The following is a 26,358-nucleotide window of genomic DNA, read 5'->3' as shown; positions in this document are numbered from 1 at the left end:
TGCCATTCTTTCTTGTCTTGTGTTCATCAAATGTCAACAACCAACATTTGCTGTTCCAAAGATTATATCATTATAATGATTGGATTTGGTGAAAATCTAGGGAAGAAACTGAGAATTTTTATTGTGCCGCCTCTACCAAAACCGAGTGAATCTCATTGTAGTAAATTAACAGCGTTCACCGATCCTGTCTGCTGTACTTATTGCCATCTGTTACCTTTGCACCATTATCCCTCTCGATCAGGGGTGAGGTTGGTGACGAAGGATAGGCGTATTGAAGAGTCGCTGACTGTGATTGTTAAGAGGGAAGGGGAACGAGAGAGAACAAGCTTGCTTCGAATAAAACAACTAATAAATTGGTTTTTTCTACAAATATGAATTGAAACAAGAACATTCGTTTGGTATAATAGAAACAAAAGAAGAACGTATGTTCTTGATTTTTCTAGAATTCGATATGTTTATAAAGGAATAATGTGCGAAAATTTATAATTTTTGGGGGAATCGGATATGACCATCCATACCGGGACGGGACTTCAACCATTCTATAGCCGTTATCAGAGCGAGCAAGACTGCATGGAGGCGTTGATTGCCATGAAGTGGCCAAGCGGGTTTGTCTGCCCGCGCTGTGATCACACCGGGTGCAGCCGTCTGAACTCCCGGCGTGTTCCCTTGTTCGAGTGTGGACGCTGCAAACATCAGACATCGGCTTTGGTGGGCACGATTTTTGAAGGTACTCGGGTGCCCTTACTCAAGTGGTTCATGGCTCTGGATTTGTTTCTGCTCCCGGACGGCATCTCCGCAATGCGGCTTAGTCAAGTGATCGAGGTCACTTACAAGACAGCGTGGTTAATGCTGCACAAGATTCGCTATGCTGTTGGGGAGTTCGATGCCCGGGAGCTGCTTTATGGTGACGTTAAGGTGAACAGCGATCAGTATGGGCGTAATCCCTCCCGAGTCACGGTTTCGCACCCGCATGCCTCAGCGGTCGTAGCTGGCTGCACGGTCACAGAGTCCGGTGAACCGCAGCAGGTTAGATTCCGCTTAGTGCCGCAGAAGCGAGGAAGCGATACAAGAGCTGCGCGTCGCGATCTAACCGCGTTCATTAGCGAGCACGTGGATAGCCATTCATCAGACGTGGAGCTGTTCTCTCAAGCTTTTCGGTTGTATGCGCCTTTGCGGAACATAGTGAGAGAGACATGGAAATCACTAAAAAGCACTTATGGCGCGCTGGGGCAGAAACATCTGCAGGCGTATTTGAATGAGTTCACGGCCCGTCGACAGCTGCACTTGTCCAAACTGGAGAAAACGATGGGGCAGATATTGCTGCAGAAGTGTATGGTGATTCCTAGGATTTCGTACCACCAACTGATTGGACATCGTCCGATTCAACCCCTTGCAGCTGTTGCCTGATATGAGTGTGGGAACGGTAAGAGTCATAGAGATGATACGGATCACCTGGATGGTGAGCGTGCATCTGAATAGTGCGAGTGCAGGCTTTGCTGGAGATGGAAGGGGGGAGTGCTGCGAATTTCCTTTCTTTTGATCTGATTTGGATTGCGCCGGCGTTGGCCTTTGATCTGCTGTGCTTGATTCTCGTGCATCGATTTCTTGTTCTAAGATCTCGTAGGCCGATTTTATTCTAAGACCTCTTGTGCTTTGATAACTCGTTCGCTGATCTGTTGTGCTTTGATTACTCGTGCATCGATTTCTTGTTCTAAGATCTCGTAAAAGCTTCCCCTGATGCTCGTATTTCTGTTTCTGTATTACCTGATCCAAAGGGATAATGATGCAAAGCAACTGCGAGACGAATGTGAATCTCCCCCCTCCAAAAAATGCTCAGTCTTCCTGGTCGAGAAGTTCGGCCTTAAGCTGATTACATCGGCTGAGGAAGACATGAATACGATGTTGGCATTGTCATAATTATTTACGTTTAGTCATATTGTGATCACACATCTCCATCTTTTAATGGTAAAATTAAGGTACGGGTTTGTCAGAATACAGTTCAAGGCAGCCAATCGAATTGATTGCGGCTGTTTTTTTGTTGCTCGGAGGTAAATAAAATGAGGATTCAAGAGCGCTTGAGGGCGGATTGTGAACAATGTATCGGCTTTTGTTGTGTAGCTTTACGTTTTACTACCTCAGACGGTTTTCCGATGGATAAGAATGCAGGACAGCCCTGTGTGCATAGGCCTCGGATTTGTCCAGCAGCATCTTTCTGACGCAGAATCAGATTAATGCCGCCAAGGGGGATAACCACCACCAAGTTACCTTCGTCGCTTGAGCGGCCAAAACACTGGAACCAAATGAATGATCCTACGTAAAATTTCATAACAATGGAAAAAGCAGTGAACCGTTGCAAATAGGTTAGTCGGGAGGTGGCGGTACATATCTCTGTAACAAGTGACTGTGGTACGTGACATGACATGAACGGTGACCACTGACTGTGCTGCGTGACATGATGATATGACATCAACAGTGACCAGTGACTTGATACTTTGCACCGACATGTGACGGTTACTAGTGACAAATGACATGTCAGTGTGGATCATGAGCATCGTTTCAATCAAAACCTATCTTTTTGAGCAAAAGTAGGCATTTAATCCCATTTTTCGAGTAAAATGCAAAGAAAATTATGGATAGTCATGTTATAATTTGCTAACAAACTGAACATGAAAGCGTGGTTGAAACGATGGGTGAAGATGGTGATGAGTGTTGGTTGAGCCGAAGTTCAAAAATTTTATTCTTCTGATCGCGGTGGTAATTGTAGCAAACATCCTGGTGTGGTCCAGAGGGTTCCTCGGGGTGTCCTTCTCGTCGGAAAGTCCATTAGTTGTTGCTTTCGGGGCCGCATTTCTGGCAGGGAGTTTCATAGCGTTGATCTATGGAAGTTATACATACCTTTTCAAGCCCAAGCCTGTTGTGAAAACCAAAAAAGAGGTAGTGACCCACGAAGATTACGTTGATGCCATGAAAAGCTACGGTTCGATCCAGGTTCTGAGAAATGATGTGGATCTGGCTTTAAACCAGCTGGAGCGGATGAAGAACCGCAAAATGAAGCTGCTTGAGGTGCTGGAGCAGAGATTCGATGCCTCCGAATTGAGCTACAAAAAGTTCTATTCTGTGGTACACGCAGTGGAGGATCTGTTCTACAAAAATATCAAAAGCATACTCAACAAACTTGGCGTATTCAGCGTATCGGATTTTGCCGCTATTGCCGATCTGAAAAAGAATAAAAAACTGTCCGCCAAAATTATCGAGGAAAAGATGCAGGTGTACAACGAGTATCTTCAGTTTGTCAACGACTCGCTCAACACCAATGAGGAGATCTTGTTGAAGCTCGACAAGCTTCTGCTCGAGATTGCACGTCTGGGGAGCCTTGATTTGGAAAGCATCGAGAATATGTCGTGCATGAAAGAAATCGATGCGCTCATTAAGCAAACGAAACTGTATAAAGACTGAGAGGGGTCATGAAATGTCTGGTAAGGGGAGAGCAGTCGGCGGACTTGCCGCCATTGTTGTTGTCGTATTCATCGCTGTCTATTTCGGGATTAGCGCAACCTCCAATCTCGGAAGCGGTCAGCCCCTCACACCTGAGGAAGCAGCCAAACGGCTGGATAAGCTGTACAGTAAAATTAACGTTAGAACGGCCCAGCCTGTCATGGGGCAGATTGATCTAAATCCGGTAGATGTAGCCGAATCGCTGCCAGACATCGAGAAGTTCCCGGTTTCGGTTAGGAACAGCACTCCGCAATTTGTGGAGATCTTCTCTTCAACAGAGAAATCCGGCTCAGGCGTGGACGGGTGGTTGAATGAGGTGGCGACTGATTTCAACAAAGCAAATATATCCGTGAATGGAAAGCCTGCATCGGTCATGATTCGCAGCATCGCGTCCGGAACGGCGACGGATTACATCAAGTCCGGTAAATATGTACCGGATGCCTTTACACCTTCCAATGAACTGTGGATGGAGATGATTAAAGCAGGCGGCATCAAGACCGAACGCATCTCCGAAAGCCTGAACGGCAACGTGCCCGGCATCGTCATCGAGAAGGGCAAACACGATGAGCTGAAAAGCAAATACGGCGAAATGAACATAAACACTGTGCTGGAAGCTATTTCAGCGAATGAGCTGGCCATGGGCTATACCGATCCATTTGCAAGTTCGACAGGACTGAATTTCCTGATTACGGCGCTTAGCGTATTTGACAGTGATAATCTGCTGAGCAATCAAGCTGTGGAAGGGTTCGAGCAATTCCAGGCGAATGTGCCTTTCATCGCGTCGACGACGCTGCAAATGAGGGAAGCTGCTGAATCCGGACGTTTGAACGCTTTTGTTCTTGAGTATCAAACCTATTTCAATGAAGCGGGCATTCGTTCGGCTTATGAGTTCGTTCCGTTTGGTGTCAGACATGACAGTCCGTTGTACGCCCTTGGCGATGTATCCGCCGACAAGAAAGAGATTATGAAGAAATTCGCCGAATTCGCAGCGCAAGACAAGTATCAAAACAGCGCAAGTAAATACGGTTTTAACCAACTGGCAGATTACAAGTCAGAAGCGAACGCAGTGGATGGCGGCGTCATTACGAGAGCGCAGAAGCTGTGGAAAGACAAGAAAAATGCGGGCATGCCAATCGCGGCGGTGTTCGTGACCGATGTGTCGGGCAGTATGCACGGCGAGCCTATGACACGCCTGAAAGAATCGCTGATTCAGGGCCAGAAATATTTGGGCGCCCAGAACAGCATCGGTCTGGTGTCTTATTCGGATGATGTCACAATCAACCTTCCGATCGCCAAATACGATACGAACCAGCAGTCACTCTTCGTCGGTGCGGCTGAAAGCCTGACTCCGGAAGGGAATACGGCGACGTTCGACGGCATTGTCGTGGCGATCAAGATGCTGGAAGAGGAAATGGCTGTGAATCCCAATACGAAACCGCTCATATTTGTACTGAGTGACGGCGAGACAAATCGGGGCAACTCCCTCAAGCAGGTGCAAGGGTTGATTGAGGCCTATCGCATTCCAATCTATACGATCGGCTACAATGCGAATATTGATGCGCTCCAGAAAATTTCAAGCATTAATGAAGCTGCCAACATCAATGCGGACACCGATGATGTTGTTTATAAAATTGGACAGTTGCTGAACGTGCAAATGTAACGCATGTCAAACCAAAAGCTAAGGGAGGCGTAATTATGGCATTTACAATGAGTGTTCCTAATGAGAATGAGATCAAGACGGTTCTGGAAGAACAGGTCGCTCCGGTTAATGAAGAAGTACAGCAGCTGATGACGCAGGCTGAGACAAACGTAAAGTCCTTGATGAACATTGACCTGGATTCGCTTGAACAGCGCCGCGGCATTCTAACGAGCATTGACGCTTTCGGGATGGAGACGATGCGCCAATCATCGGATAAAAACTCCCTGCTCAAAGTAACGGTCGGCAAGCTGTCCAAGAGCGGTGATGAAGGCGGGCCGGTTGCGAAAGGACTCACCGAGCTTCATCTCCATCTGAAGGATCTGGACCCGAGCGGCATCGATTTTCTCAAGACCGGTTTCCTGGGCAAGCTCTTCAATCCGGTTCGTGCTTACTTTGTGAAGTTCAAGAAAGCCGATGAAGTGATCTCCGAGATTGTTGAAACGCTGGATAAAGGCAAGGTAACGCTGAGAAACGATAATACGACGCTGGAAATTGAACAACAATTCCTGCGTGATCTGACCAAGCAGCTGCAGAAGGAAATTCAGCTAGGCATGTTCATGGATGAGCATATTGAGCGGGAATTAACGCTGGAGGAAGAACGCGGCGGGGATGCTGAGAAAATTCGTTTTGTAAGAGAAGAGATTCTGTTCCCGCTCCGCCAGCGTCTAATGGATATGCAGCAAATGCTGGCAGTCAATCAACAGGGATATCTGGCGTTTGAAGTGTTAATCCGAAACAACAAGGAATTGATTCGCGGTGTCGATCGGGCCAAGACGGTTACGGTATCCGCACTGCGCGTGGCAGTAACGGTGGCCAGTGCGCTGTACAATCAGAAGATTGTGCTGGATAAAATTGAAGCACTGAACAAAACGACGAACACTTTCATTGAAGGCACGGCGAAGATGCTGAAGTCGCAAGGGGTTGCCATTCAGAAACAAGCGATTGAGAGCAGCGTGTCGGTCGACGTGCTGAAAAAGGCCTTTGATGATACGTTCGAGGCCATGGAAGCAATCAGCACCTTCAAGCAGCAAGCATTGCCGAAGATGCGCGAGACAATTGAGCAGTTCAGAAACCTGGCGGACAGCGGCGAAGAACAAATTATTCGTCTTGAAAAAGGAAAGAAGATCGCAGGCTAACATTTAGTTGGGGATAACCCGATTAAGCCTTACGCAGACTGATCATGAAGCAGCGTATAGTATAACCTGATAGTATAACCTGATAGTATAACCTGATGAAAAGTGCCGAGCCGATTTGCTCGCGAATTTCATCAGGTTTTTTTGTTGTGTATTGCCGACTCCGATAGCTTACTTTTGTAATTCCGGCTATTCCGGGCACAGAGAATATGTGCTTTAAAAGGAATAATTTAGAGGACAACTTCTCATAATACGGTGTAAGCATATGGAGGGACTGTCATGATGAGCCGACTACTGAAAAAAATGAGGAAGCATAGCAATTCAAGCAGCAGCACAGTGCAGGCGAAGGACAATATGCCGGTTGAGATAAGTGCATCACTTCAGGAGTGCGTAGAGGCACTAAGTCAGAGAATGGGGAACAGTTCGGATTTTGTGATCAGAACCATATCGGGAAACGATGTTTTGCCGGAATTGGCTGTATGTTATATCGAAGGGTTTATTGATGTTAATCAGCTGAATCAGATTAGCGAGTCATGGCTGACTGTATCCATGGAAGCCGACGGATTGCCCGATATTCCAGCTCTGATGAAAAAGGTGGTGCCAGGAGGCGAACTCAAGCAATTACATACCGTCGATGCTGTGATTTCAACCGTATTGGATGGGAAAGCCGTCCTATTAATTGACGGTTTAACAAGTTCGTTCTCAGCTTCCATAACAAGTTTAGAAAAGCGATCTATCGAGGAGCCAAGCTCACAAACCGTCATTCGGGGACCAAAGGACGGGTTCACTGAAGATATTTCCACGAATCTGTCACTCGTCCGAAGAAGACTTCGTACACCTGACTTACGGGTACAAACACTGGTTATCGGCAAGTATACCAATACGAAAGTGATATTGACCTATATTGAAGGAATCGCGGATCAGAAAATTGTCGAGGAGATCACCTCCCGGCTGCAATCGATTACAACAGATAGTGTACTAGAAAGCGGCTATATCGAGGAGTTTATTCAAGATAAAACGGGCTCTCCATTTCCTACGTTGCTCAACACCGAACGACCCGATGCTGTAGCAGGCAGCTTGCTGGAAGGGCAAGTTGCCATTCTCGTGGACGGCACTCCGTTTGTGTTGCTCGCTCCGGTCACTTTTTTCAGATTTCTCCACTCGAGTGAGGACTATTATCAACGATATGACCTCACTACTTTTTTACGTGTTATCCGGCTGTTCTCTTTCATTGTATCTCTGCTGTTACCGTCACTCTATATCGCCATTTCAACCTTTCATCAGGAGATGATTCCGACCACGTTATTAATCAGCCTCGCGGCACAAAGGGAAGGCGCTCCGATGCCTGCGCTGGTTGAAGCGATCATGATGGAGCTGACCTTCGAAATTATCCGCGAAGCCGGCGTCCGAATGCCGAGGGTCATTGGGCCCGCAATCTCCATTGTGGGCGCATTGGTCATCGGGCAGGCAGCCGTGCAGGCGGGACTTGTCTCAGGCGCGATGGTTATTGTGGTATCTTTTACAGCGATTGCGAACTTTGCAATCCCGGCATTCAGCATGGCGGCAGCGATCCGCATCATTCGTTTTGTGTTGATGCTGTTTGCTGGAACTCTTGGGTTATACGGCATTTTGGCGGGCATCATTCCGATTTATGTTCACCTGATTTCCTTGACTTCGTTCGGCGTCCCTTATCTTTCACCCTTCGTTCCGCTGCGCTTCACGGATATGAGAGACGTGTTTATTCGTGTACCCTGGCCGTTTCTGAAGACAAGACCGGATGATATCAAACCGCGCAATCAGGCAAGACAGAAGTAAAGGTTAGAAAAGCTGCCTATATGAAAAAAGGGGTGGTCTATATGCGTAGACTGGCTGTGCTGTATCTCTTCCTTCTCCTGATGGTCATCCTGACAGGCTGCTGGAATCGAACAGAACTGAATGAAATTGGTCTTATTTCAGCGCTCGGGATTGACCGGGGCGAAAATGGCTGGATCGTCAGCTATCAGTTAATCAATCCGTCAACGATATCATCCAACGCAGCTGGTGGGGGGATGTCAGGGGGGGCAGGCGCTCCGGTGCATGTGTTTTCATCAGAAGGCCCAACCCTCCGGGAAGCGATTGATGTTAGTTATACAGAGACGCCTAGACGATTGTATTTTCCTCATGCCGATGTGCTTATCCTTGGCAAGGAGGCAGCCAGTAAAGGAATAAGGGACATTATCGACTTCTACTGGAGAAATCCGAACTTGCGGGAGAATGTCAATGTGTTGGTAACGAATGGACTGGCGAGTGAAATGTTAAAGCAGCTTATTCCACCGGAACGATTGCCGGGCTCAGCGATTGCCAACATTTCCAGGCAGACGGCTAAGTTCAACAACAACTACCCTTCCATCAAGATGTTTGAGTTAACGCGAAGTCTTGTTTCTGAGTCCCATGCAGCAGGTGTTCCTCAGATTGAATTAGTGGAGGAGTTCTCATCAAATAAAGTGGAATCTATGGATCAATTAAATAAAACCTCTACGCCTACAAAGCTTAGAATAACAGGATTGGCGGCGTTTCAAAAGGACCGCTGGATCGGATTATTAACACAGGATGAGAGCTTTGGTATATCGTGGCTGACGGACAAAGTCCAATTCAGCACCTTATCCTTTCCTTGTCCAGGTGAAAAGGAACCCGGGCTGCTATCCTATCAGACGAATGCGGCCAAAACGAGGGTAAAGCTTATGAAGGAAGGCGATGAATATACGTTTAAAGTCTCGGTTGACGTAAAGGGAAGGGTTACGGAGACTTCCTGTCCGACTGATCTGTCCAATTTGTCCAACCTCCATGCTGCAGAGAAAGAAATTCAAGAGGTGATTAAACAACATATGCTGCAAGGCTGGGAAGCCTGCAAAAGATTGCATGTCGACCTGCCTCACTTTGCCGATTATATTCATCGCAAATATCCGGAGGAATGGAGTCAAATGAAGGAACGCTGGGAAACAGAAGGAATACCGTCCACGAGGCTTGTGCTGCAGGTAACGGCTTCCATCAGTCAGACGGGGATGTCTCAGAAAGCTTTTGAACCGGACGAAAACTAGCCATGCTCTTTGTTGAAATGGATGTTTGAACAAGAAAGGAATCCGGACATGAAACAATCCATAAGAATTACCGAGCTGGTATGTTACCTTGCCGTATTTGAAGTCGGAAGCACAACGTTGTTCTTTCTAGGGGCGGATGCCGGGCGAGATGCATGGTTGGCTATGAGTGTGGCCGCCTTGATCGGTTTGTTTCTGTTAATGATGTATCTTCTCATTCACCGCACCCATCCGGAGCTCGATTTATATGGCGTCTGCAGAAAACAATTCGGCAAAGTTATCGGGACGGTGGTTAACTTAGCCTTTGTAGGTTATTTTACATACGAGGCCTCCCGTAATCTAAGAGATCTAGGGGAGCTTACGATATTGACCCTGTTGGATCGTACGCCGCTGATGGCGATCATCTTGATCACGTTAATTGTAGTAGCAAATACGGTAAGGTATGGACCGTATGTCGTTATTTTGACGTGCGCAGGTTTTTTGCCCATCATGATTTTGAGTTATTTGACCATCTATACTCTCCTTGTCTCATCCGGGCTAATACGTTACGAGATTATGCTGCCGGTCCTGGAACATGGATTCCAGCCTGTCTGGTCAGCAGCCGTACCCGAAATTGTGTCTTTTCCGTTTGGCCAAACCTTATTATTTATGCTCTTCTTTCCTTTAGTTAAGAAAAAGAGGAAATTAGGAAGAAGTGTGATCATCACCTACCTGATTACAGCAATTTGCCTGATCCTGATAAACCAGATCAATGTCCTTGTCCTAGGTCCGACACGGGCAATCAATAGTACTCTACCGCTGCTGCAGGTGGTTCAGCTTATCGAAATTGCAGAAACCTTCGAACGTTTTGACGTGTTATTTGTCTTCGTATTAGTGCTCGGCCTGGGCTCGAAAATGGCTGCGTTTTTTATGGGGGCTGTGATGGGGCTCCATAAAATAACAGGGTGGTCCTATAAAATGTGGACGGTGGTCGTAAGCGTATGCTTATATGCGATCGCTTTTATATCCCCCAACTACCCTCACCATATATGGCTTGGGATAAAGGTCGTTGTAACTTATGTAACGCCTTTTTTTCAAGTCGTACTTCCACTGATCCTGCTGGTTGTTATCGGAATCCGGCGCAAGTGGGGAAAGCAGCAATCTTGAAATAATGCAACCTTGCAACGGTTCATTCGTACATAACAAGAAATCGGAAGGAAATCGCTAGGCTTCCTTATCATGATGAATTTATGATCGAAGCTTAAAGCGGTTATGGACAGAAGGGATGGATGACGATGACAAGGAAAACGATATCTTTATTTGCACTGGCTTGTCTGACTGTAATCATTACGGGGCCTTTTGGTGCATTTATGGCCTATCAGAAAGCGCAACCTCCAGGCACATTTATTCATAAAGTGATAGAGCCCGGCGATTCGTTCTCGCCAACCAGTGCTTCCCGAACGGTAGCTGTGTGGGCGATCCCTTCGGATGTACAAGTGGATGCGGTAAACTGCACGTTAGATGGGGAGCAGATCCAGCTGGATCAAGAGCGGTCGGTCACTGACATTAACGGAACGGAGGCCGTTCTTCTATTTACGAATCGTGGGGATTATTCCGTATTTGATCGCGTCGTGTGCGCCGGGGGAGGGATAGAGGAAATCCGGATGTCGGCCAGACTTTCTGAGTCCAACTCGCGAATAATGATGGGGATGTCCCTAGGTGCGATTCCGATTGTGGCTGCGCTTGGATACTTCTTGTTTAAACGGGGATACCGCTGGCCGCTGGATAAATCCGAATAACATATAACAGCATCGCTCCCCGCAATCCAGGATTCAAAACAGCAATACCTGAATTTTTCAAGGTATGACCTTAATTTTTAGAATGGAATAATAAGGTAAATTTTGATAAATTACTTATTGTAATCGTTTACAATAAAGAAGTAGAAAGGAGGTATGACCGTTCGCAGCAGCCTTGCTGAATGCTGAACAGCATCCTAGTCAGACGGGTGACAATCGATTTAAAGAGGAGGAAGGAATTCATGAAGACGAGAAAGAAAACGAGATGGTATATTGCCGTACTGCTTTGTTTTGTGCTGTTGTTGCCCGCAGGAGGTGCGCATGCCGCAACCACGATCACTTCTAACGAGATTGGGACGCATGACGGTTATGATTATGAATTTTGGAAGGACAGCGGCGGTTCCGGCAGCATGACACTGAACAGCGGCGGTACGTTCAGCGCCCAGTGGAGCAACATCAACAACATCCTGTTCCGCAAGGGCAAAAAGTTCAACGAGACACAAACCCATCAGCAAATCGGGAACATGTCGATCACCTATGGCGCGAACTTCCAGCCGAACGGTAATGCGTACTTGACCGTATACGGCTGGACGGTGGATCCGCTCGTTGAATTTTACATTGTCGACAGCTGGGGAACATACCGTCCGACAGGCACCCATAAAGGAACCATTAACGTGGATGGCGGCACGTACGATATTTATGAGACGACCCGGGTGAACCAGCCATCCATTAAAGGAACGGCGACGTTCAAGCAGTATTGGAGTGTCCGGACGTCGAAGCGAACGAGCGGCACGATCTCGGTCAGCGAGCATTTCAGAGCCTGGGAAAGCCGCGGCATGCCGATGGGGAAAATGTATGAAGTTGCCATGACGGTAGAGGGCTATCAGAGCAGCGGAAGCGCGAATGTGTACAGCAATACATTGACCATCGGCGGGGGCAACCCGGGCGGTGGTAATCCGGGAGGAGGCACGAACCCGGGAACGGTGACGAGAGTCGAAGCTGAGAGCATGACCAAAAGCGGGCAGTACACAGGTAATATCAGCTCGCCGTTCAATGGTGTGGCCCTGTACGCCAACAACGATTCGGTCAAGTATACGCAGTATTTTGCCACAAGCACGCATAGTTTCTCGCTGCGAGGAGCGTCAAACAATGCTAACATGGCCCGAGTCGATCTGAAGATCGGCGGTCAGACGAAAGGCACCTTCTACTTTGGCGGAAGTTATCCCGCGGTCTATACACTTAACAATGTGAGTCATGGCACCGGCAATCAGGAGATTGAGCTGATTGTTACGGCGGATGACGGGACTTGGGACGCTTTCATTGACTATTTGGAGATCCGCTGACCTATCGGTCTATCGCACATGACAACATCAAGCGGTAGCTCTCGATCATACGGGGTGCTGTAGGGGGAGGGCTGTCTCCACAAGGGCGGCCAACTCTGGTTAAGTGGAAGCTGAATATGAACAATAATGATTTCATCCCGGCGGGGGATTCTCTGCCGGGATTTTTTTGATATGATCAACCTGGAGCATGGAACTATTCATGAACTGCCAACGTTTAACCGTAAGAACCTACAATCAGGATGAGATGAAGGGAGAGAGAAGAACTATTGAGGAAGCCACGATGGAGCCAGCTTCTGACTGCAGTCACGACCGTGGTCTTGGCCACCTTACTGATCGCCGGTTGCACAGGAAAGAGCGATCCGGAAGAAACGGCAGTCCAGCCGACGCCAGGAGCAGCAGGGACAGCGCAACAGCAGGAAGAGGAGCCTCCCGTGCCTACAGGCATCGTTAATCAGGCGAATGAAACGATGAAGAATGAAGGCGCGGAAGAGACCGAGCCGGTCCATCAGACGCCTGATGACACCGTTCGACCTGTTCTGGTCAAGGGCGATATTGTCCAACTGGAAACTTCTGTGGAACACGAGACGGTCTCCTTTGAGGGAAGGGAATATGAGTTAGAGCCGTACGGGCTGAGTTTCGCCATTCGCACCACGATGGGAGAGCCTTCGGTTGAGGGTGGAACCGTCACGTTTACAACCGACCTGTCCGGAGAAGCCACCGTCACGTATGAGGTGCTGGAGCATACGACGTTGGACGAAGCAGCGGCCAAGGAGCTGCAGCAGCATGAGCGTGCGTTTAACGATGAGTTTATTGATATTGCATCGGAAAATGGTCTTAAGGGGAAACAGAATCAATATGCAGACAGTGACGTATTTTCCGGGGTGATCTTCTACGCATTTGATCAGCATATTGTTCGGATCGGCTACCGATCCGATATGGCTGCTGTGGACGCGATGGCACGCATCATCAACGAAACGATGGCGTCGGTGAAGACAAGGGACTAGCCATCGGCGCAGTCTGCCTCTTCCTTCGGCGTGCATGAACTGCTGTCAAGATTGACAACATAAGGGAGTGGTATACATCTCAATTCCAGAGGAGGAAGCACGTATGGCTCACCAGAAGAGAAGAAGAGAGGCGGCCTGGAAGTCACGCAAGCAAGAGCAGCATCCCCATGGAAAAATCAAATCGTTAGAGGAATTATCGAACGAATAGGTTGAGAAGTATACTGCTTGGATCGACGGGTAACACGAAGAACAAGCTCCTGCGGCGACTATGCCGTCAGGAGCTTGTTTGCGCTGTCTAGCGAATCTTATCCTTCACTTGTTTCAGCGTTGCCACGATAAGGAAGCTGACAATGACAAGCAGGAGCCACGAGCTGACTTTGCCCAGGTGGACGAGACTCCAGGCTTCGGTCTGGTTAGGGTACTCCCAGGCTCCGAAGAAGGTGGCAATATTCTCGGCAATCCAAATGAAGAATCCGATGAGTACAAAAGAAAGCGCTAGCGGCATCCGGTAACGCGTGCCGTTCACCTCATAAGCGACCCAGGATCGCCAGAACACGATAAGGACCAGCGCCGACAGCCACCAGCGAATATCCACCCAGAAATGATGGGTGAAGAAGTTTAAATATATGGCAGCCGCCAGGGTCACCACGATCCAAAACGGCGGCCAGCAGATCAGCTCCACCTGCAAGCGCCGCCAGGCCTGGCACAGATAGCTGGCTACGCTGGCATACATAAACCCGCTGTATAGAGGCACCCCGAATATTTTTACATATCCTTCTTCCGGATACGACCAAGAGCCCATATGCACCTTGAACACCTCAAGCACAAGACCGATCAGGTGAAACAGTGTAATCACCTTGAGTTCATCCCGGGTCTCTAGCCCGGAGCGCAGCATCCACCATTGCATCAGAAGGCAGATGACAAGCAGCCAGTCATAGCGAGGCAGCAAGGGGAGGGAGATGAGCTGGGTGAGAGCCAGTGAGGCAAAGATGACGACCGGGAACACGCAGGATAACGCCTGCTCCCAGCCGAATCGAACCAGTTGCCGGATCGCTCTCATGACTTATTCGTCCGGCCCGGCGGCATCAGAATTTGCATCGCTTCGGTATTCCATAATATCACCAGGCTGACAATCCAGCGCTTCACATATCGCCTCCAAGGTGGAGAAGCGGATCGCCTTGGCTTTCCCGTTCTTCAATATGGAAAGATTCGCCATTGTGATTCCGACGCGCTCAGACAGCTCGGTCACGCTCATTTTCCTTTTGGCCAGCATGACATCAATGTTAATAATAATCGCCATCTCGATTCACCTCATACTGTTAAATCGTTCTCGGATTTTATATCGATGGCATTTTGGAGCAGCTTTTGGAGCAGTGCAGCAAAGGCAGCAATGACAAAAGAAGCAAAAACGATAATTATGCCAATCGCCAAAAGCCCTGGGGCGTCATCCATGTCCGCCATGAAAAATAAAAACGGCAAAATCACGGCATACAATCCGCTGATGGATAACCCGCAATATTTGATCGTTCTCAATGCCCGCACCGACAAGTCGGAAAACGCTTCGTTCCTGTCGATATAATTAAGCAGCTTATAGGCCTGGACTAGCGCCACGAAGAACGGGATCGCGGAGATATACATCCCGGCCAACACCGGATACAGCCAGTATGCCGGAAAATAGGCCGCTGCGTCTTTCATGATGGAAGGCAATCCCCACACACATAGCAACGCAATCGGGGTTCCAATAAGAAACACAGTCAGTTTCAAAAAAAGCGTTTCTCGCTTCATTACAAGCACCTCACTCGGTCGTTTTCGCTTCTTACTGTAGCATGATATTTATCGTTTATCAATAAATATATATTGATTGTTATGATATTATTGTTGTTTTGTTGACATAGGAGGATACCAGATTATTGAGGGGATATTCGTCGATTGCGAATGGATTGCTGGTGGAGGGGGGATCATCCCATAAGAAGCCGACCATGAAAAAGCCGTCACGATGACGGCTTTTCATGGCGATGGAGGAGGGCAGAAGAGTGGAACCTTACCGCGCTGGCTGGTTTCGAGCGCCCCATTCACATAACTGTTCCAGCACGGGCAGCAACGTCTCGGCCTTCTCGGTGAGCCGATACTCCACCTTGGGCGGCACTTGCGGATATTCGGTCCGCTTCACCAGACCGTCCGCTTCGAGCTCCTTCAGTTGGGAACTCAGCGTTCTATAGGTGATCGTTCCCAGACGTCTTTTCATTTCATTAAATCGAACGGGCTGCTGTTCTGCCAGGAGATAAAGAATCAGCATTTTCCATTTACCCCCAATCAGAGACAACGTATAGCCAAACGGCGTTTCTTGAATATTGCCGTCACCTTTATAGTCCGCCAAACTCATCTTTACACTATCCTTTCGGGTAGTACCTATCATTAATGTGCGTACTACTTTTTTAGTTGTGCTCAGTTTATACTAGCCTTACTTTGAAGTAAAGGAGAGAATCTGATGGCTAATGTTAAAACTTATAACCATGATCTATGGGATCATGGCATCTCGCAAGGGTACAGTGTGAACGGCAACATCTACATTTCGGGGCAATTTTCTCACGATCAGGAAGGTGCGTTTGTTGGCGAGGGAGATATCGAGCTGCAAACCCGGCAGACGCTGGATAATTTGGATCGCGTGCTGGCGGAGTTTGGTGTCACGAAATCCAATCTCGCTTATGTGGAAATTTATTTGACCCATGCCGAGGAGCATTTCGACCCTGTGATCCGGCTCTTTAAAGAGTACGTAGGAGAGCACCGTCCGGCTGGAAGCCTCATCGGCGTGACGTACCTCGCGTCCCCAGAGCAATGGGTCGAAATCCGTGCGGTCGCCCATACAGACTGATCCAAGGGTCGAAGGAGTAGCCGGAGAACGAGGCACTGATCGTATGTTAGTGATCATTAGAAAGAGTGTTCCTATGACCAACGGAAGTGGCCATAGGAACACTCTTTGTTTCGCTATAGATGTTGTAGGGGACAATCTGGCGAGGTCTATGAGTGAAGCATCCGCAGGAAGCCGGTGGCGGGCGGGTGTTTAATTGGCTTTCATGCCTACGCGGCGGACCTTCGACGTGATGTTGTAATCGAACGTAACCGTTTTGTAGATCTCTCGCCATTGCTCGGCTGTCTTGACATGGGTATTCCAGTAAGACGGTTTGTGAGCCCGGAGCAACTCGCCAAAACCAAATATATCGGATTCTTGCTGCTGTGTTTTCTCCACCAGTCCCTCTACAAGTTCTGTGATCGCTCTCTCGTTCTCTCGGCCGATCTCTTCCAGAATGGCCGAAGAATCGATCGGGACGATATCTTCGTTCTTCTCTTCCAAATTCACTTCTGTCATGGCTGTGATAATAAAATGGGGCCTGCCGTCCCGAATCTCCACCCTCGTGGTGGATTCACGGTTTGTGGCATGGATGGTGACGACCTGCGAATCCCGGATTTGAAGAATCCCGAGGTATCCAGCAGGGCTGATGCCTTTAATAACCAAATATCCGGCGATTTCAAACGGCTTGGTTACCCCGACCATTTGCGCCCCTTTAAAAAAGGCCATCCCGCTGATCTGGACGTTTTCTCCTTCCATGATCTGAATATAGGGAAGGAAGCCCTCCTGGCCCTTCTTCGATGAGTTGTTCCAAAAGGTTCCGATATAGTTCACCGGGAATTTGCCGTGTCTGACCGCATCGTCAAGTGTAGAAGCGAGATAAAGGGTAGGCACACGCTCTAGCTTGGGCGCAGCTTCCATCAGATCCTTGGCACTGCCCTTGGACACCATCAGCCAGGCCATTCTCCGAACCTCGGGGTTACGATGCAAATAATCATTCAAGTTCTCAAGGCCTCTTCTGGCGAACTGCTCAGAGACGACAATGACACGCAGATGCCCGAAAAAAAGTCTTCCCGATATTTGCTGCTGCAGACTCATCAAGGCATCGTCGAGCGTATGGCCCACAACGTCGAGAACCCAGACGGTATCCTCCGACTTCCCGCCTGTGCCGCCTCCGCCTTCCCCGGGGCCAAGCGGAATTTGCCCGGGCAGGGCGATCTGTACAGACACCCGGATCATATCCTGGGGCGGCACGGGATATTTACCGCGCAGATGGGAGATTTCATCTTCTTGCTGCGCTGCTTCAGGCCCGGCCGTGTCCACGGAAATTCCGAGTACGACCGCGCGTTCTTCCAGCTCCATCCGGTCCCAGCATCCGGTCAGCAAGGAAAGAATGAGCAGAGCGGCGCAGCATCTTCTCATATTGGCGCGAGTGTAAGCATGGTTACTCATGAATTTCCTCCAGTCTCGGTTTGAACCGTGTTGCTCCAGCTAGACAAGCAGTTTGATGATCATCGCACCCGTGAAGGTCAGAATGCCAAGGGAGAGGTTGATCCAGCCCAGGACGGTTGAGGCTTTCTGTTCCTTCTTCATCTCGAACTGACCATAGTTTGTCCTGTCAACTCCGAGATTGAACAACCCTGAAAATATCCAAATGGCGATAGCCATATACAAGTAGCCGCTGTACATTTCTCCGATCATCGTTTCTGGTTCCCCCTTTTTTTGCGCAGCAGTGATACGAGCAACAGCAGGCCCGGGTAAGCGATCGTGAGCGCGACCCCGAACTGGGTAATCAGCGCATTGATCTCATTCAACTGGACCAGGCTTTGCGGCAGCATCGCCAACAAGAACAGGAAAGGCAAAATGAAAAAGGACAGCATCCCGTGATCCTGCAGACGGAACAGCTTGCCGATGGAATAAATCGTGAAATAGTAGCAGGAAAACAAGGAGGTGTACACCGCCGTCACCCAGACTGCGAGAAATACCGCATCCAGGCGTTCGAGGATATTCGCAGGCAGCGAGGTATCCTTTGCTAGCTCGAGGGTTGGCCACAGCAGCTTCTTGGTCTCTTCGGCACCAAAAACGCTAACCGTCGCGCTTACAACCAATACATACAAAATGCTAGTAATCAGCATCGCCAACCAGATGGAACGCATCGCCTTCTTCGGACTGCGCATAGAGGGAATGACCATCATCATGATGAAATATCCCTGGAACATGGTGGAGAGCATGAAGAAGCCTTTGACAATCCCGCTCGGCTCATTTCCCCATAACGGAAGCACGTTGACGACGTCTGCGTTTTTAAGGGACAGAGCGACGATCAGCAAGACGGGAACCAGAATGAACGGAATATAGAACGTGTGAATATAGGCAAAGGTCATTATATTTTTACGCGATGTGAAGGCAGCCAGCAGCAGCATAACGATCACGGTCACTTCCAGCGGCGTATTCCTCAGGACCGCGGTGATGACCACCTCGCCGAACTCTCTAGCGATAAGCGAACTCAGGATGGCAAAGTAGAGAATCCAGATGATGATAATCGTTCTGGCCAGCCCTTTTCCAATCAGCTTCTCGCTGTATTCGATATACGATTCATTGGGAAAACGCATGCCCAGCCATACGATCAGCATGGAGGCCAGGATAGATAGCGCCGCACCCAGCAAAGTGACGAGCGGCGCCCCCGCATCGGCTGCACGAACCGCAGCGAGCGGAAGGGAGAGCACACCGACGCCGACGATGGTGCTGATTGTAATGGCCGAAGCTTGCAAGACGGTAATTTGACGTTGTTGGTCCATACTTATTGCCCCTTTTCTCCATCAGGCTGCACGGGACTTATAATGTCTTCGCTTGCGTGGTTGACTTGGTCTTTCTTTGTATCCCCCAGTCTGGATTGATCGAGCGTGTATAGAAACGATGGCCGGTTTCTCATCTTCCACAGCGGCGCACGTGTCAGCAAGTCCCGCATGCCCTGAAAGTTGCCAGGGACGAAGGGGCTCAGATACGGCACACCGAACGAGCGGAGGGACAGCAGATGGTTCGTAACCAGAATGAGGCCGACCATCACTCCATACAAACCAAATGTGCCGGCCAGTATAATGAGCGGGAAGCGGAGGATGCGAAGCGCAAGGGCCGCATTATAGGCGGGTGTCGCAAACGAACCGATTGTGGTCAGCGCGATGATGACGACCGTAATCGGGCTTGCAAAACCGGCCGCGACCGCCGCTTGTCCAATGACGAGCACACCGACGATGGACAATGCGCCGCCGACCTGCTGCGGCAAGCGAATGGTCGCTTCCCGCAACACTTCCATCGATATTTCGATCACAAGCACTTCGACGACTGCAGGGAAGGGGACGCCTGCGCGTCCGCCCGCTACGGCAACCGCAAATTCGGTAGGAATCAGCTCCGGATTGAACGATATAATAGCTACGTACAGCGAAGGAAATACAAGGGAGAACACAAGCGCCACAAGACGGGAGAGCCGGATGCCGCTCATGAGCAGAAACCGCTCCGTGTAATCCTCGGCCGTCTGGTAGAACTGGCTGAATACGGTCGGAACGATCAGTGCGAGTGGAGAACCGTCTACCAGAATCGCCACCCTGCCCTCCAGAATGTTGGCCACAACTTTGTCAGGACGCTCCGTATATTGAATTTGCGGAAACGGCGACCAGTGGTTGTCTTCGATAAACTGTTCCAAATAACCTGAGTCGAGGATGGCGTCAATCTCAATGGCGGACAGCCGTTTCTTCACTTCTTCGACTATGCCGGGGTTGGTAACGCCTTCCATGAAGCAGATGGCTACCTTGGATTTGGTTCTCGCTCCGATCTCCATCGACTTCACTCGGAAATCGGTCGTTTGCATACGATAACGGAGCAAAGAGATGTTTGTACTAAGCGATTCGATGAATCCCTCGCGTGATCCGCGGATCACTTGCTCCGTAGCCGGCTGTTCGATCGAGCGATGGGATATTTTCCGCGTGTCGAAGATAAAAGCCTCCGGCAGCCCTTCAATGGCAATCACCGTTTGGCCGCGCAGGATGCTGTCCGTGATGATGGAAAGACTGGATTCCGCATACCCCTCACTGTGGTAAAGGGTATCATTGATAAGCGTATCTTTTAGTTGAGAAATCGGAATGTTCTCCACATCGATATGGCGAGGCCCATACTTGAGCGGCTTCAATATCGTATTGTTAATGATAGTATGGTCCGTCATATCGGTGAAGTAATACATCATCGCTTGGAACTGGCCAAATACATGGAATTCATGCGTATTGAAATCGTCATTATCCCCCAGCAGCTTCCGGATGCTGTCGGTCGTTTCCCTGAGGCTGGAGGAGATTGGGCGCTCTTGTTCCTGATTTTTGTTCGCATCCGTGGCGGCATGGTTGTTGTCAGACTTCTGGGAGCCCATCCACTTGGAATATGACATTTGATGATCACTCCCTGGCATCAGAGTATGTTCATCCTAAGTATTTCCACAGTGTGATATTTTTATCAATGATCGCTCGTTAAACCGAGGATTCCTCATGAAAGTCACTGCACATCGCGGGAAAAAGAGAGGTATTTGAGCTATAAGTTATTCGATTCTATGAACCAAGGAAGAAGGGGAGGGGGGCTGTTATTTCTTAAGCAAAAATACCATTCGTATGCTTAGCGAGTTAGCGGGGTTACTTATTTCGAATTGGACTAGAGAGCACGCTTGGTGCAAGGATGCACCTATAGCGATCGCTTCCAATAATAGATGGCGAGCTGGGTCCGGTCTCGAAGCTCCAGCTTATCAAGGATAAAGGATAATGTGTTGCGGACGGTTCCCTCGCTGAGGAACAGCTGCTGCGCAATTTCACGGTTTGAGCAGCCTAAAGCGACCAGCTCGAGAATGGTGGACTCGCGGGGAGTAAGTTCGGTAATCTCTTCCTTGCTTGGTCCCGTCAACGTTTTAAGAACATTAGCATCCAGTATGGATACACCCGATGCCAGTGCGCGCAGCTGTTGGGCCATATTCGAAACATGCGTCGATTTCAGCATATATCCTTCCGCTCCGGCCAGAATGGCCAGGCGAATATTATGCTCATCCTGGAAGGTGGTGAGCATCATGATCTGTACCTGTGGCCAGCGGTTCTTGATTGTTCGCGTTGCTTGAATTCCGTCCATGCCCGGCATGCGTATATCCATTAGGACCATATCGGGCATTAGACGCTCGCAGCATTGAATGGCTTCGGCCCCGTCATTGGCCGTTCCGATAATTTCCATATCGTTCTCCCGGCTCAAAAGCAGCTCCAGGCTTTGACAAACGAGTGGATCATCGTCAACTATAAGCACCTTCACGTCAATCGCTCCTTTCTGATTGGCAATACGCATATGAGCTGAAATCCATTCCTATGATTCATCGAAATGCTTCCCCCTACAGCCTGCGCCCGTTGTCTGAGGTTGCGTAGTCCGATGCCTGGCTCGACCGTGATTTCCGGCGTCACCCCGTCATTATGCACGCTCAAGCGAATGAGATGTTCACTGCTGTCCAAGGAAACTTCGACATGCTTAGCCTTCGAGTGGCGTACGATGTTTGTCAGCGCCTCCTTCAAGCACGAGGCGAGAATGATCCAGAGGTAGGCTGGTACTTCGGAAGTATCCCCATAAACGTGCAGTTTGACCGGAAACGCTTGGAAATTTCGACAAATTTCCTCTAAATGGGCGACTCCGATAGCTCGTGCCGGTTTCAAATCATGCACGGTTTCCCGCAGTTGCCATGAACTGGCTCTCAGACGGTTCATCGCCTGTTCCAGCATGCTGCCAGCTTGAAGGTCCCCTTCCTTTCGTAATTGTTCGTACGCCTGAAGCGCCAAGAGGGCGGCGGTCAATTCGTGACCGACATCATCATGCAGCTTGAGCGAGATCCGGTTGCGTTCCGTCAGCTCTGCGAAATGCGCGGTCTGCATGTTTGCCAGCAGCAGCTCTTCCTTGAGGCTCTCGAGCTCATACCGGTCACGTCGTTCACTGTCTGCCTCACGCCGGTAAGATGCAAGCTGCTTGGATCCGTAATGGAGGATGCCTCCAGCGAACATTGCCTGGATCAGGACAACCAATAACAAGAGCTCCACCTTAGCAAAAGCGACCACAACGACCGCAATCGGCAGAACGAACAACGGTTTATAGGCTCGCATGGCTTCAAACAAGGGGAGTGCCAAGCCGTAAGAGGCCTCTGGCCACAGCGGCATAACGGCGGTGCATACAGCCAGGTCGATCAGCGTTGTCCAAGTCGGCCATGAGAAGCGCCATCTAGCCAATGTCATATTGACCAGAACGAGCAGCAGGATCAACCCTTCATGCCCGTTGTCGCCGATAAACCAGAGCAAGCCCAGCAGCAGCAATGCCAGGCTTCTCCATATCATATCGGCCATGCTCATCGGTTCCCAACGGTCCCTATAGCTGTGCATAAGCACCTCCTGGAAAGCATTCTTATTTCCTACATCGTATCATATCTTCCTAAGCGAGCCTTCTACGGCTTCCGATCAACAGGAAGGCAGCCGTAAACAGGATCAGAATAAGCAGCGGTGTCAGCTGATGCTTCCAAGGCCTGTTCTCTGCCGCAAGATCGATTCCATAGTGCAGCCAGTATGTGGGGACGATCTTGCTTATGCGCTGCAGCGGTTCCGGCGAGACCTCGAGAGGGATCAGAGTCCCGCCAAGCACCGCCATGATGGAAATGATGCCGAGCATGACGGCAGCAGAAGCATCGGGATGACGGAACCAGGAACACCAAGCAAGCGAGAAGCTGATGGCGGTGAAGGCGAAGAAACAGAAGATCATCCATAATTGAAGCAGATTTCCGAGATCCGGGCCATGGTAGAGCCATCCGCCTCCAACGATCAGGATGGACTGGACGATGAGCAGCAGGGAGAAGGCCAGCAGATTTTGAGCAGTGTAGGCAGCGTGTGTAATCGGTGCAACGCCGATCCGATTCAGTATTTTGTTCTTTCGGTCCTCCATAATCATATGGACCAGCTTAGAGGCGAAGAAGAGCTGCAGTATTCCGTAAAATTGAAACCCCAAAGGATAGCCGTCATAACCCCGGGGAAGCAGGATGACCACCATCGGCAGGCCGAGCAGCAAGAGCAAGTTTCCCCAGCTGCGAATGCTCCGCTTTAGTGCAAAGGCGAAAATCGTCACCCGAGCCTCCTCCTTCCTAGAATGAAGCTGATGATCATAAAGAACGCAGTGATTCCTGCGAGCAAGGCTAAGGATACGCCTGCCCTCGCTGCATCGCCCTCTGGCAGCATCCCGGTTACAGCCCGCTGTCCAAGCATTACCGGATTGCCGTAGGAGGACATCCAGTTAAAAAATGCATGGTCCGGCAGCGGAAACATTAACCCCGTTAAGACAAGCAGGCCGAGCCCGATGATTTCGGACACACGTTCAGACAGCTTAAAGCTTTTGATCGACAGTACCAAAGCCAGATGGATAAACTGCGCGAATAAGGAAAAGACGGCCAGTACGAGCATCACCCACCCGAGAGAACCCCATTGCACCCCGAACACCCATTTCGTGAACAACACCATAACGAAGCCCTGAAGCGTGCTGAATAAGGCGCAGGCCAGGATAAGCGAAGAGGAGTAGAACGCAACATGGATCGGGAGCGAGTACGTACGCCATTTTCGCGTCTGCAGCAAATCATCGTTCAATAAACTCATAAGATAGGTGCCGCCGAAGAACTGAACCGTAAAGATCGTAATCGTTGTCATCCAATCGATGCTGGGCACCCCGTCCATCCCTTCAATCGGACCGGTGATCACCGTGCCGATGACGCTGATGATAATCAGCGGAAGGACCAAGAGCAGCAGCTGGCCGATTGGCTCGCGAATTAAACGGAGCAGGGAGAAGTAGGTCATTCTGAATAACAGCATCCTCAATCCTCCTTGGTGTCGCGCAATTGTTTTCCTGTCAGCGTGAGAAATACGTCTTCAAGTGAAGGCTGATCCGCATGAATCGATATAACGCCGCCCGCGCGTTTGGCTAAGGAGAGGATGCGATCCAGATTTCCAGCCCCAGCCTGTGAAATAATCTGCAGCTTCGATCCGCTTCTGTTGACCCGCTTGACTCCGCCGAGCTGCTCAATGGCACGGATAAGGTCGTCCGTAACCTCCATAACCTCCAGCTTGATTTTCTCTTCGTGATGCAGGTTTCTCACAAGTTCCTCAATGCTTCCCTGGGCGATAACATGACCTTGATCCATAATGAGCACCCGGGACGCGATCGCCTGTACCTCTTCCATGTAGTGGGTCGTATAGAGGATGGTCGTGCCCCGGCTTTGCAGGGTTTGCACGGATTCAAGAATGTGGTTCCGTGACTGTGGGTCGATGCCAACGGTGGGCTCATCCATAATCAGAAGCTTCGGATCATGAATGATAGAACAAGCGATGTTCAGTCTTCGCTTCATTCCTCCGGAAAACTTCTTGGGGCTCTTATTCGCCTGCTTCTCTAGTCCGACGAATTCAAGCGTCTCCGCAATCCGCCGCTTCAGCTCGGCTCCCTTCAATCCATAGATACCTCCGAAGAAAGCAAGATTCTCGCGGGCCGTTAAGTCTTCGAACACGGTAATCTCCTGTGTTACCAATCCAATCTTCCGTTTTATATCCAGCATCGTTCCGGACAGATGCTCGCCAAACAGTTTGATTGTTCCGGAATCGACTCTGATGAGCCCGCACAGGGCATGAATCAGCGTCGTTTTGCCCGCGCCATTGGGTCCGAGCAGCCCCACAATTTCACCTTCTCCAATTTCCATATCGACGTGATCCAGAACGCGATGGTCCCCGTACCGCTTCACGATATCGGACATTGCTGCAACGGCCATCAATTTCTCTCCTCTCATATGCATGATTAACAACATTATGGCAAGGGAGCAGGGACTTTCATAGTTACATTTGTAACGAAATCAAACCCGAAGTTCGGTAACGCATAGAAGCATGGCGATGGCCGATTATACCGGTCCAGAACCCCGCGGACCATGACACTGAGAAAGAACTTACGTGAACAGAATGGATTCATCCGATAGATCCATTTGGTGTATGTAGCTGGAAGGCGACAAGCCTGTCTGTTTTTTGAACATGCGATAAAAATAAGATGTATCATAATAACCCAAATACTGGGCAATGTGGGCAATGCTCATATCCGAATGAAGCAGCAGGCGACACGCTTCCTGCACGCGCAGCTGGTGCATATAGCGAATGGGAGAAAGGCCGTATACCTCCTTAAAAAGGGCAGCCGTATAGCCTTGCGAACGCTGGATTAATCTGGATAACGACTCGATTTCGACAGGTTCGCGGTAATGCTCCAGCAGATACGATTTGATGGAGTCCGCGTAGTATCGCTTGTTCGGTGCTACCTCCGTCTTGTCAAGCTCGCGGGCCAGCATGCCGATCAGCTCCTGCATAATGCCCTGGCAGATCAACGTGCGGTAGCTTTTTCCACCCCGCATTTCCTCGTACAAGCGCTCACATCGGCGGTAAGCATATTGGATATGGGACAGGTTCATTCTCATAAATCGGCCCTCATCCAGAAAAGGGATGCCTGTAGACGCTGGGTGATCCAGCGTAAATAACACGGTAAACTTCTGATGTACGGTAACGTTCCAATTACCGCCGCTTCGTCTGGTTGACTGCGGGATAAAAAGCACGTCTTCTTGTTCCGCAATCACTTCTTCTTCATTGATTTCGTACCTCACCTTGCCACTCTTCACCACAACAAGGACATTGTACGCAATCGTCTCCAGCTGCGTCCGCCAATTCGGGATGTTATCGTCAAAATTTACGCTCATCAATTGGAACACATTTGAGCACCTCGCAGTGATTTTATACCTTAAGACTAGCATAACCTTGCAAGCTCTGAGTAGGTAATCGTTCGTTTCAGTCATCTTTCGGAATGAAATCGTATGGGAATCGTACAACAAAAAGATGAAATGTACATCGACGCTGCCTGCTTCGCGATCTATAATTT

General features: G+C 49.5%; 26 protein-coding genes and 1 pseudogene. 13 read left to right on the top strand and 14 right to left on the bottom strand.

The window, feature by feature from the left end:
- Nucleotides 1–504 precede the first annotated feature (504 nt).
- The 12 genes and pseudogenes from CHH75_RS00800 to CHH75_RS25085 all read left to right on the top strand — a co-directional run bounded on the left by CHH75_RS00800 (nt 505) and on the right by CHH75_RS25085 (nt 13,731).
- Nucleotides 505–1,407: a transposase gene (locus CHH75_RS00800; RefSeq protein WP_095397196.1), complete on the top strand. Its 903-nt coding sequence runs from the start codon at nt 505–507 to the stop codon at nt 1,405–1,407.
- 781 nt (nt 1,408–2,188) lie between these two features.
- Nucleotides 2,189–2,318, top strand: a pseudogene (locus tag CHH75_RS25585) (pentapeptide repeat-containing protein); the annotation flags it as partial.
- A 391-nt stretch (nt 2,319–2,709) separates the two neighbouring features.
- Entirely contained in the window at nt 2,710–3,456 is a 747-nt protein-coding gene (locus tag CHH75_RS00785; RefSeq protein WP_095266101.1) for a hypothetical protein, read from the top strand.
- Between the two features lie 13 nt (nt 3,457–3,469).
- Nucleotides 3,470–5,155, top strand: coding sequence for a vWA domain-containing protein (locus tag CHH75_RS00780; RefSeq protein WP_095397194.1), 1,686 nt, complete (start codon nt 3,470–3,472; stop codon nt 5,153–5,155).
- A 35-nt stretch (nt 5,156–5,190) separates the two neighbouring features.
- Complete coding sequence (locus tag CHH75_RS00775; protein WP_095266103.1) at nt 5,191–6,330, top strand: toxic anion resistance protein; 1,140 nt, start codon at nt 5,191–5,193, stop codon at nt 6,328–6,330.
- Nucleotides 6,331–6,606: 276 nt separating this feature from the next.
- Nucleotides 6,607–8,142 carry a spore germination protein gene (locus CHH75_RS00770; protein WP_095397193.1) on the top strand — a complete coding sequence of 512 codons (1,536 nt, stop codon included), beginning with the start codon at nt 6,607–6,609 and terminating at the stop codon, nt 8,140–8,142.
- Nucleotides 8,143–8,183: 41 nt separating this feature from the next.
- Nucleotides 8,184–9,404, top strand: coding sequence for a Ger(x)C family spore germination protein (locus CHH75_RS00765; RefSeq protein WP_176475415.1), 1,221 nt, complete (start codon nt 8,184–8,186; stop codon nt 9,402–9,404).
- A gap of 21 nt (nt 9,405–9,425) precedes the next feature.
- Nucleotides 9,426–10,547, top strand: coding sequence for a GerAB/ArcD/ProY family transporter (locus tag CHH75_RS00760; protein ID WP_255222922.1), 1,122 nt, complete (start codon nt 9,426–9,428; stop codon nt 10,545–10,547).
- Between the two features lie 128 nt (nt 10,548–10,675).
- Nucleotides 10,676–11,179, top strand: a complete 504-nt coding sequence (locus CHH75_RS00755; protein WP_141235796.1) for a hypothetical protein — start codon at nt 10,676–10,678, stop codon at nt 11,177–11,179.
- A gap of 239 nt (nt 11,180–11,418) precedes the next feature.
- Nucleotides 11,419–12,519 (top strand): glycoside hydrolase family 11 protein, encoded by a 1,101-nt coding sequence (locus CHH75_RS00750; protein ID WP_095397190.1) that lies wholly within the window; start codon nt 11,419–11,421, stop codon nt 12,517–12,519.
- 266 nt (nt 12,520–12,785) lie between these two features.
- On the top strand, nt 12,786–13,523 hold the full coding sequence (locus CHH75_RS00745) for a hypothetical protein (protein ID WP_095397189.1): 738 nt from the start codon (nt 12,786–12,788) through the stop codon (nt 13,521–13,523).
- A gap of 103 nt (nt 13,524–13,626) precedes the next feature.
- Nucleotides 13,627–13,731, top strand: coding sequence for a DUF6254 family protein (locus CHH75_RS25085; protein WP_230875711.1), 105 nt, complete (start codon nt 13,627–13,629; stop codon nt 13,729–13,731).
- Nucleotides 13,732–13,818: 87 nt separating this feature from the next.
- On the opposite strand, the gene CHH75_RS00740 is transcribed toward CHH75_RS25085, so the two are convergent.
- The 4 genes from CHH75_RS00740 to CHH75_RS00725 form a co-directional block, all read right to left on the bottom strand.
- On the bottom strand, nt 13,819–14,583 hold the full coding sequence (locus CHH75_RS00740) for a DUF817 domain-containing protein (protein ID WP_095397188.1): 765 nt from the start codon (nt 14,581–14,583) through the stop codon (nt 13,819–13,821).
- A gap of 3 nt (nt 14,584–14,586) precedes the next feature.
- Nucleotides 14,587–14,823, bottom strand: a complete 237-nt coding sequence (locus CHH75_RS00735; protein WP_095397187.1) for a helix-turn-helix domain-containing protein — start codon at nt 14,821–14,823, stop codon at nt 14,587–14,589.
- Nucleotides 14,824–14,834: 11 nt separating this feature from the next.
- A complete protein-coding gene (locus CHH75_RS00730; protein ID WP_095397186.1) occupies nt 14,835–15,308 on the bottom strand; it encodes a DUF2975 domain-containing protein in 474 nt (157 codons plus the stop codon).
- 256 nt (nt 15,309–15,564) lie between these two features.
- Nucleotides 15,565–15,906 carry a winged helix-turn-helix transcriptional regulator gene (locus CHH75_RS00725; RefSeq protein ID WP_095266111.1) on the bottom strand — a complete coding sequence of 114 codons (342 nt, stop codon included), beginning with the start codon at nt 15,904–15,906 and terminating at the stop codon, nt 15,565–15,567.
- A 105-nt stretch (nt 15,907–16,011) separates the two neighbouring features.
- Between CHH75_RS00725 and CHH75_RS00720 the strand changes: the two genes are divergently transcribed.
- Nucleotides 16,012–16,395: a RidA family protein gene (locus CHH75_RS00720; protein WP_095266112.1), complete on the top strand. Its 384-nt coding sequence runs from the start codon at nt 16,012–16,014 to the stop codon at nt 16,393–16,395.
- 189 nt (nt 16,396–16,584) lie between these two features.
- Here the strand turns inward: CHH75_RS00720 and CHH75_RS00715 are convergent, their stop codons facing one another.
- The 10 genes from CHH75_RS00715 to CHH75_RS00670 all read right to left on the bottom strand — a co-directional run bounded on the left by CHH75_RS00715 (nt 16,585) and on the right by CHH75_RS00670 (nt 26,179).
- Nucleotides 16,585–17,823 (bottom strand): Ger(x)C family spore germination protein, encoded by a 1,239-nt coding sequence (locus tag CHH75_RS00715; RefSeq protein WP_095397185.1) that lies wholly within the window; start codon nt 17,821–17,823, stop codon nt 16,585–16,587.
- A 39-nt stretch (nt 17,824–17,862) separates the two neighbouring features.
- Nucleotides 17,863–18,072 carry a CLC_0170 family protein gene (locus CHH75_RS00710; RefSeq protein ID WP_095397184.1) on the bottom strand — a complete coding sequence of 70 codons (210 nt, stop codon included), beginning with the start codon at nt 18,070–18,072 and terminating at the stop codon, nt 17,863–17,865.
- Nucleotides 18,069–19,166: a GerAB/ArcD/ProY family transporter gene (locus CHH75_RS00705; RefSeq protein WP_095397183.1), complete on the bottom strand. Its 1,098-nt coding sequence runs from the start codon at nt 19,164–19,166 to the stop codon at nt 18,069–18,071. Before CHH75_RS00705 ends, CHH75_RS00710 begins: the two co-directional genes overlap by 4 nt.
- 2 nt (nt 19,167–19,168) lie before the next feature.
- On the bottom strand, nt 19,169–20,800 hold the full coding sequence (locus CHH75_RS00700; RefSeq protein WP_095397182.1) for a spore germination protein: 1,632 nt from the start codon (nt 20,798–20,800) through the stop codon (nt 19,169–19,171).
- 287 nt (nt 20,801–21,087) lie between these two features.
- The gene (locus CHH75_RS00695; protein ID WP_095397181.1) at nt 21,088–21,696 is read right to left on the bottom strand and encodes a response regulator transcription factor; all 609 of its coding nucleotides are present in this window, start codon (nt 21,694–21,696) and stop codon (nt 21,088–21,090) included.
- Entirely contained in the window at nt 21,693–22,802 is a 1,110-nt protein-coding gene (locus CHH75_RS00690; protein ID WP_095266118.1) for a sensor histidine kinase, read from the bottom strand. The genes CHH75_RS00695 and CHH75_RS00690 overlap by 4 nt, the downstream gene beginning before the upstream one ends.
- A 49-nt stretch (nt 22,803–22,851) precedes the next feature.
- Nucleotides 22,852–23,535, bottom strand: a complete 684-nt coding sequence (locus CHH75_RS00685) for an ABC transporter permease (RefSeq protein WP_095397180.1) — start codon at nt 23,533–23,535, stop codon at nt 22,852–22,854.
- Nucleotides 23,532–24,269 carry an ABC transporter permease gene (locus CHH75_RS00680; protein WP_095397179.1) on the bottom strand — a complete coding sequence of 246 codons (738 nt, stop codon included), beginning with the start codon at nt 24,267–24,269 and terminating at the stop codon, nt 23,532–23,534. Before CHH75_RS00680 ends, CHH75_RS00685 begins: the two co-directional genes overlap by 4 nt.
- A gap of 2 nt (nt 24,270–24,271) precedes the next feature.
- Nucleotides 24,272–25,216 carry an ABC transporter ATP-binding protein gene (locus CHH75_RS00675; protein ID WP_095266121.1) on the bottom strand — a complete coding sequence of 315 codons (945 nt, stop codon included), beginning with the start codon at nt 25,214–25,216 and terminating at the stop codon, nt 24,272–24,274.
- A gap of 171 nt (nt 25,217–25,387) precedes the next feature.
- Complete coding sequence (locus CHH75_RS00670; RefSeq protein ID WP_255222921.1) at nt 25,388–26,179, bottom strand: helix-turn-helix domain-containing protein; 792 nt, start codon at nt 26,177–26,179, stop codon at nt 25,388–25,390.
- Between the last annotated feature and the right edge of the window lie 179 nt (nt 26,180–26,358).

Origin of the sequence: Paenibacillus sp. 7541 (genome assembly GCF_002276395.1) — a bacterium.
In the GTDB taxonomy this organism is placed as follows: domain Bacteria; phylum Bacillota; class Bacilli; order Paenibacillales; family Paenibacillaceae; genus Paenibacillus_AQ; species Paenibacillus_AQ campinasensis.
The sequence above is the reverse complement of the archived record's forward strand: the minus strand, read 5'-3'. Positions and strand labels throughout refer to the sequence as shown.

Coding starts and splice junctions, on each gene's coding strand:
- CHH75_RS00715 (WP_095397185.1), bottom strand. CDS start 17,823: ATGAGTAACCATGCTTACACTCGCGCCAATATGAGAAGATGCTGCGCC.
- CHH75_RS00705 (WP_095397183.1), bottom strand. CDS start 19,166: ATGGACCAACAACGTCAAATTACCGTCTTGCAAGCTTCGGCCATTACA.
- CHH75_RS00765 (WP_176475415.1), top strand. CDS start 8,184: ATGCGTAGACTGGCTGTGCTGTATCTCTTCCTTCTCCTGATGGTCATC.
- CHH75_RS00755 (WP_141235796.1), top strand. CDS start 10,676: ATGACAAGGAAAACGATATCTTTATTTGCACTGGCTTGTCTGACTGTA.
- CHH75_RS00690 (WP_095266118.1), bottom strand. CDS start 22,802: ATGCACAGCTATAGGGACCGTTGGGAACCGATGAGCATGGCCGATATG.
- CHH75_RS00720 (WP_095266112.1), top strand. CDS start 16,012: ATGGCTAATGTTAAAACTTATAACCATGATCTATGGGATCATGGCATC.
- CHH75_RS00740 (WP_095397188.1), bottom strand. CDS start 14,583: ATGAGAGCGATCCGGCAACTGGTTCGATTCGGCTGGGAGCAGGCGTTA.
- CHH75_RS00750 (WP_095397190.1), top strand. CDS start 11,419: ATGAAGACGAGAAAGAAAACGAGATGGTATATTGCCGTACTGCTTTGT.
- CHH75_RS00770 (WP_095397193.1), top strand. CDS start 6,607: ATGATGAGCCGACTACTGAAAAAAATGAGGAAGCATAGCAATTCAAGC.
- CHH75_RS00735 (WP_095397187.1), bottom strand. CDS start 14,823: ATGGCGATTATTATTAACATTGATGTCATGCTGGCCAAAAGGAAAATG.
- CHH75_RS25085 (WP_230875711.1), top strand. CDS start 13,627: ATGGCTCACCAGAAGAGAAGAAGAGAGGCGGCCTGGAAGTCACGCAAG.
- CHH75_RS00700 (WP_095397182.1), bottom strand. CDS start 20,800: ATGTCATATTCCAAGTGGATGGGCTCCCAGAAGTCTGACAACAACCAT.
- CHH75_RS00730 (WP_095397186.1), bottom strand. CDS start 15,308: ATGAAGCGAGAAACGCTTTTTTTGAAACTGACTGTGTTTCTTATTGGA.
- CHH75_RS00710 (WP_095397184.1), bottom strand. CDS start 18,072: ATGATCGGAGAAATGTACAGCGGCTACTTGTATATGGCTATCGCCATT.
- CHH75_RS00680 (WP_095397179.1), bottom strand. CDS start 24,269: ATGCTGTTATTCAGAATGACCTACTTCTCCCTGCTCCGTTTAATTCGC.
- CHH75_RS00780 (WP_095397194.1), top strand. CDS start 3,470: ATGTCTGGTAAGGGGAGAGCAGTCGGCGGACTTGCCGCCATTGTTGTT.
- CHH75_RS00775 (WP_095266103.1), top strand. CDS start 5,191: ATGGCATTTACAATGAGTGTTCCTAATGAGAATGAGATCAAGACGGTT.
- CHH75_RS00725 (WP_095266111.1), bottom strand. CDS start 15,906: ATGAGTTTGGCGGACTATAAAGGTGACGGCAATATTCAAGAAACGCCG.
- CHH75_RS00670 (WP_255222921.1), bottom strand. CDS start 26,179: ATGAGCGTAAATTTTGACGATAACATCCCGAATTGGCGGACGCAGCTG.
- CHH75_RS00760 (WP_255222922.1), top strand. CDS start 9,426: ATGTTTGAACAAGAAAGGAATCCGGACATGAAACAATCCATAAGAATT.
- CHH75_RS00675 (WP_095266121.1), bottom strand. CDS start 25,216: ATGGCCGTTGCAGCAATGTCCGATATCGTGAAGCGGTACGGGGACCAT.
- CHH75_RS00800 (WP_095397196.1), top strand. CDS start 505: ATGACCATCCATACCGGGACGGGACTTCAACCATTCTATAGCCGTTAT.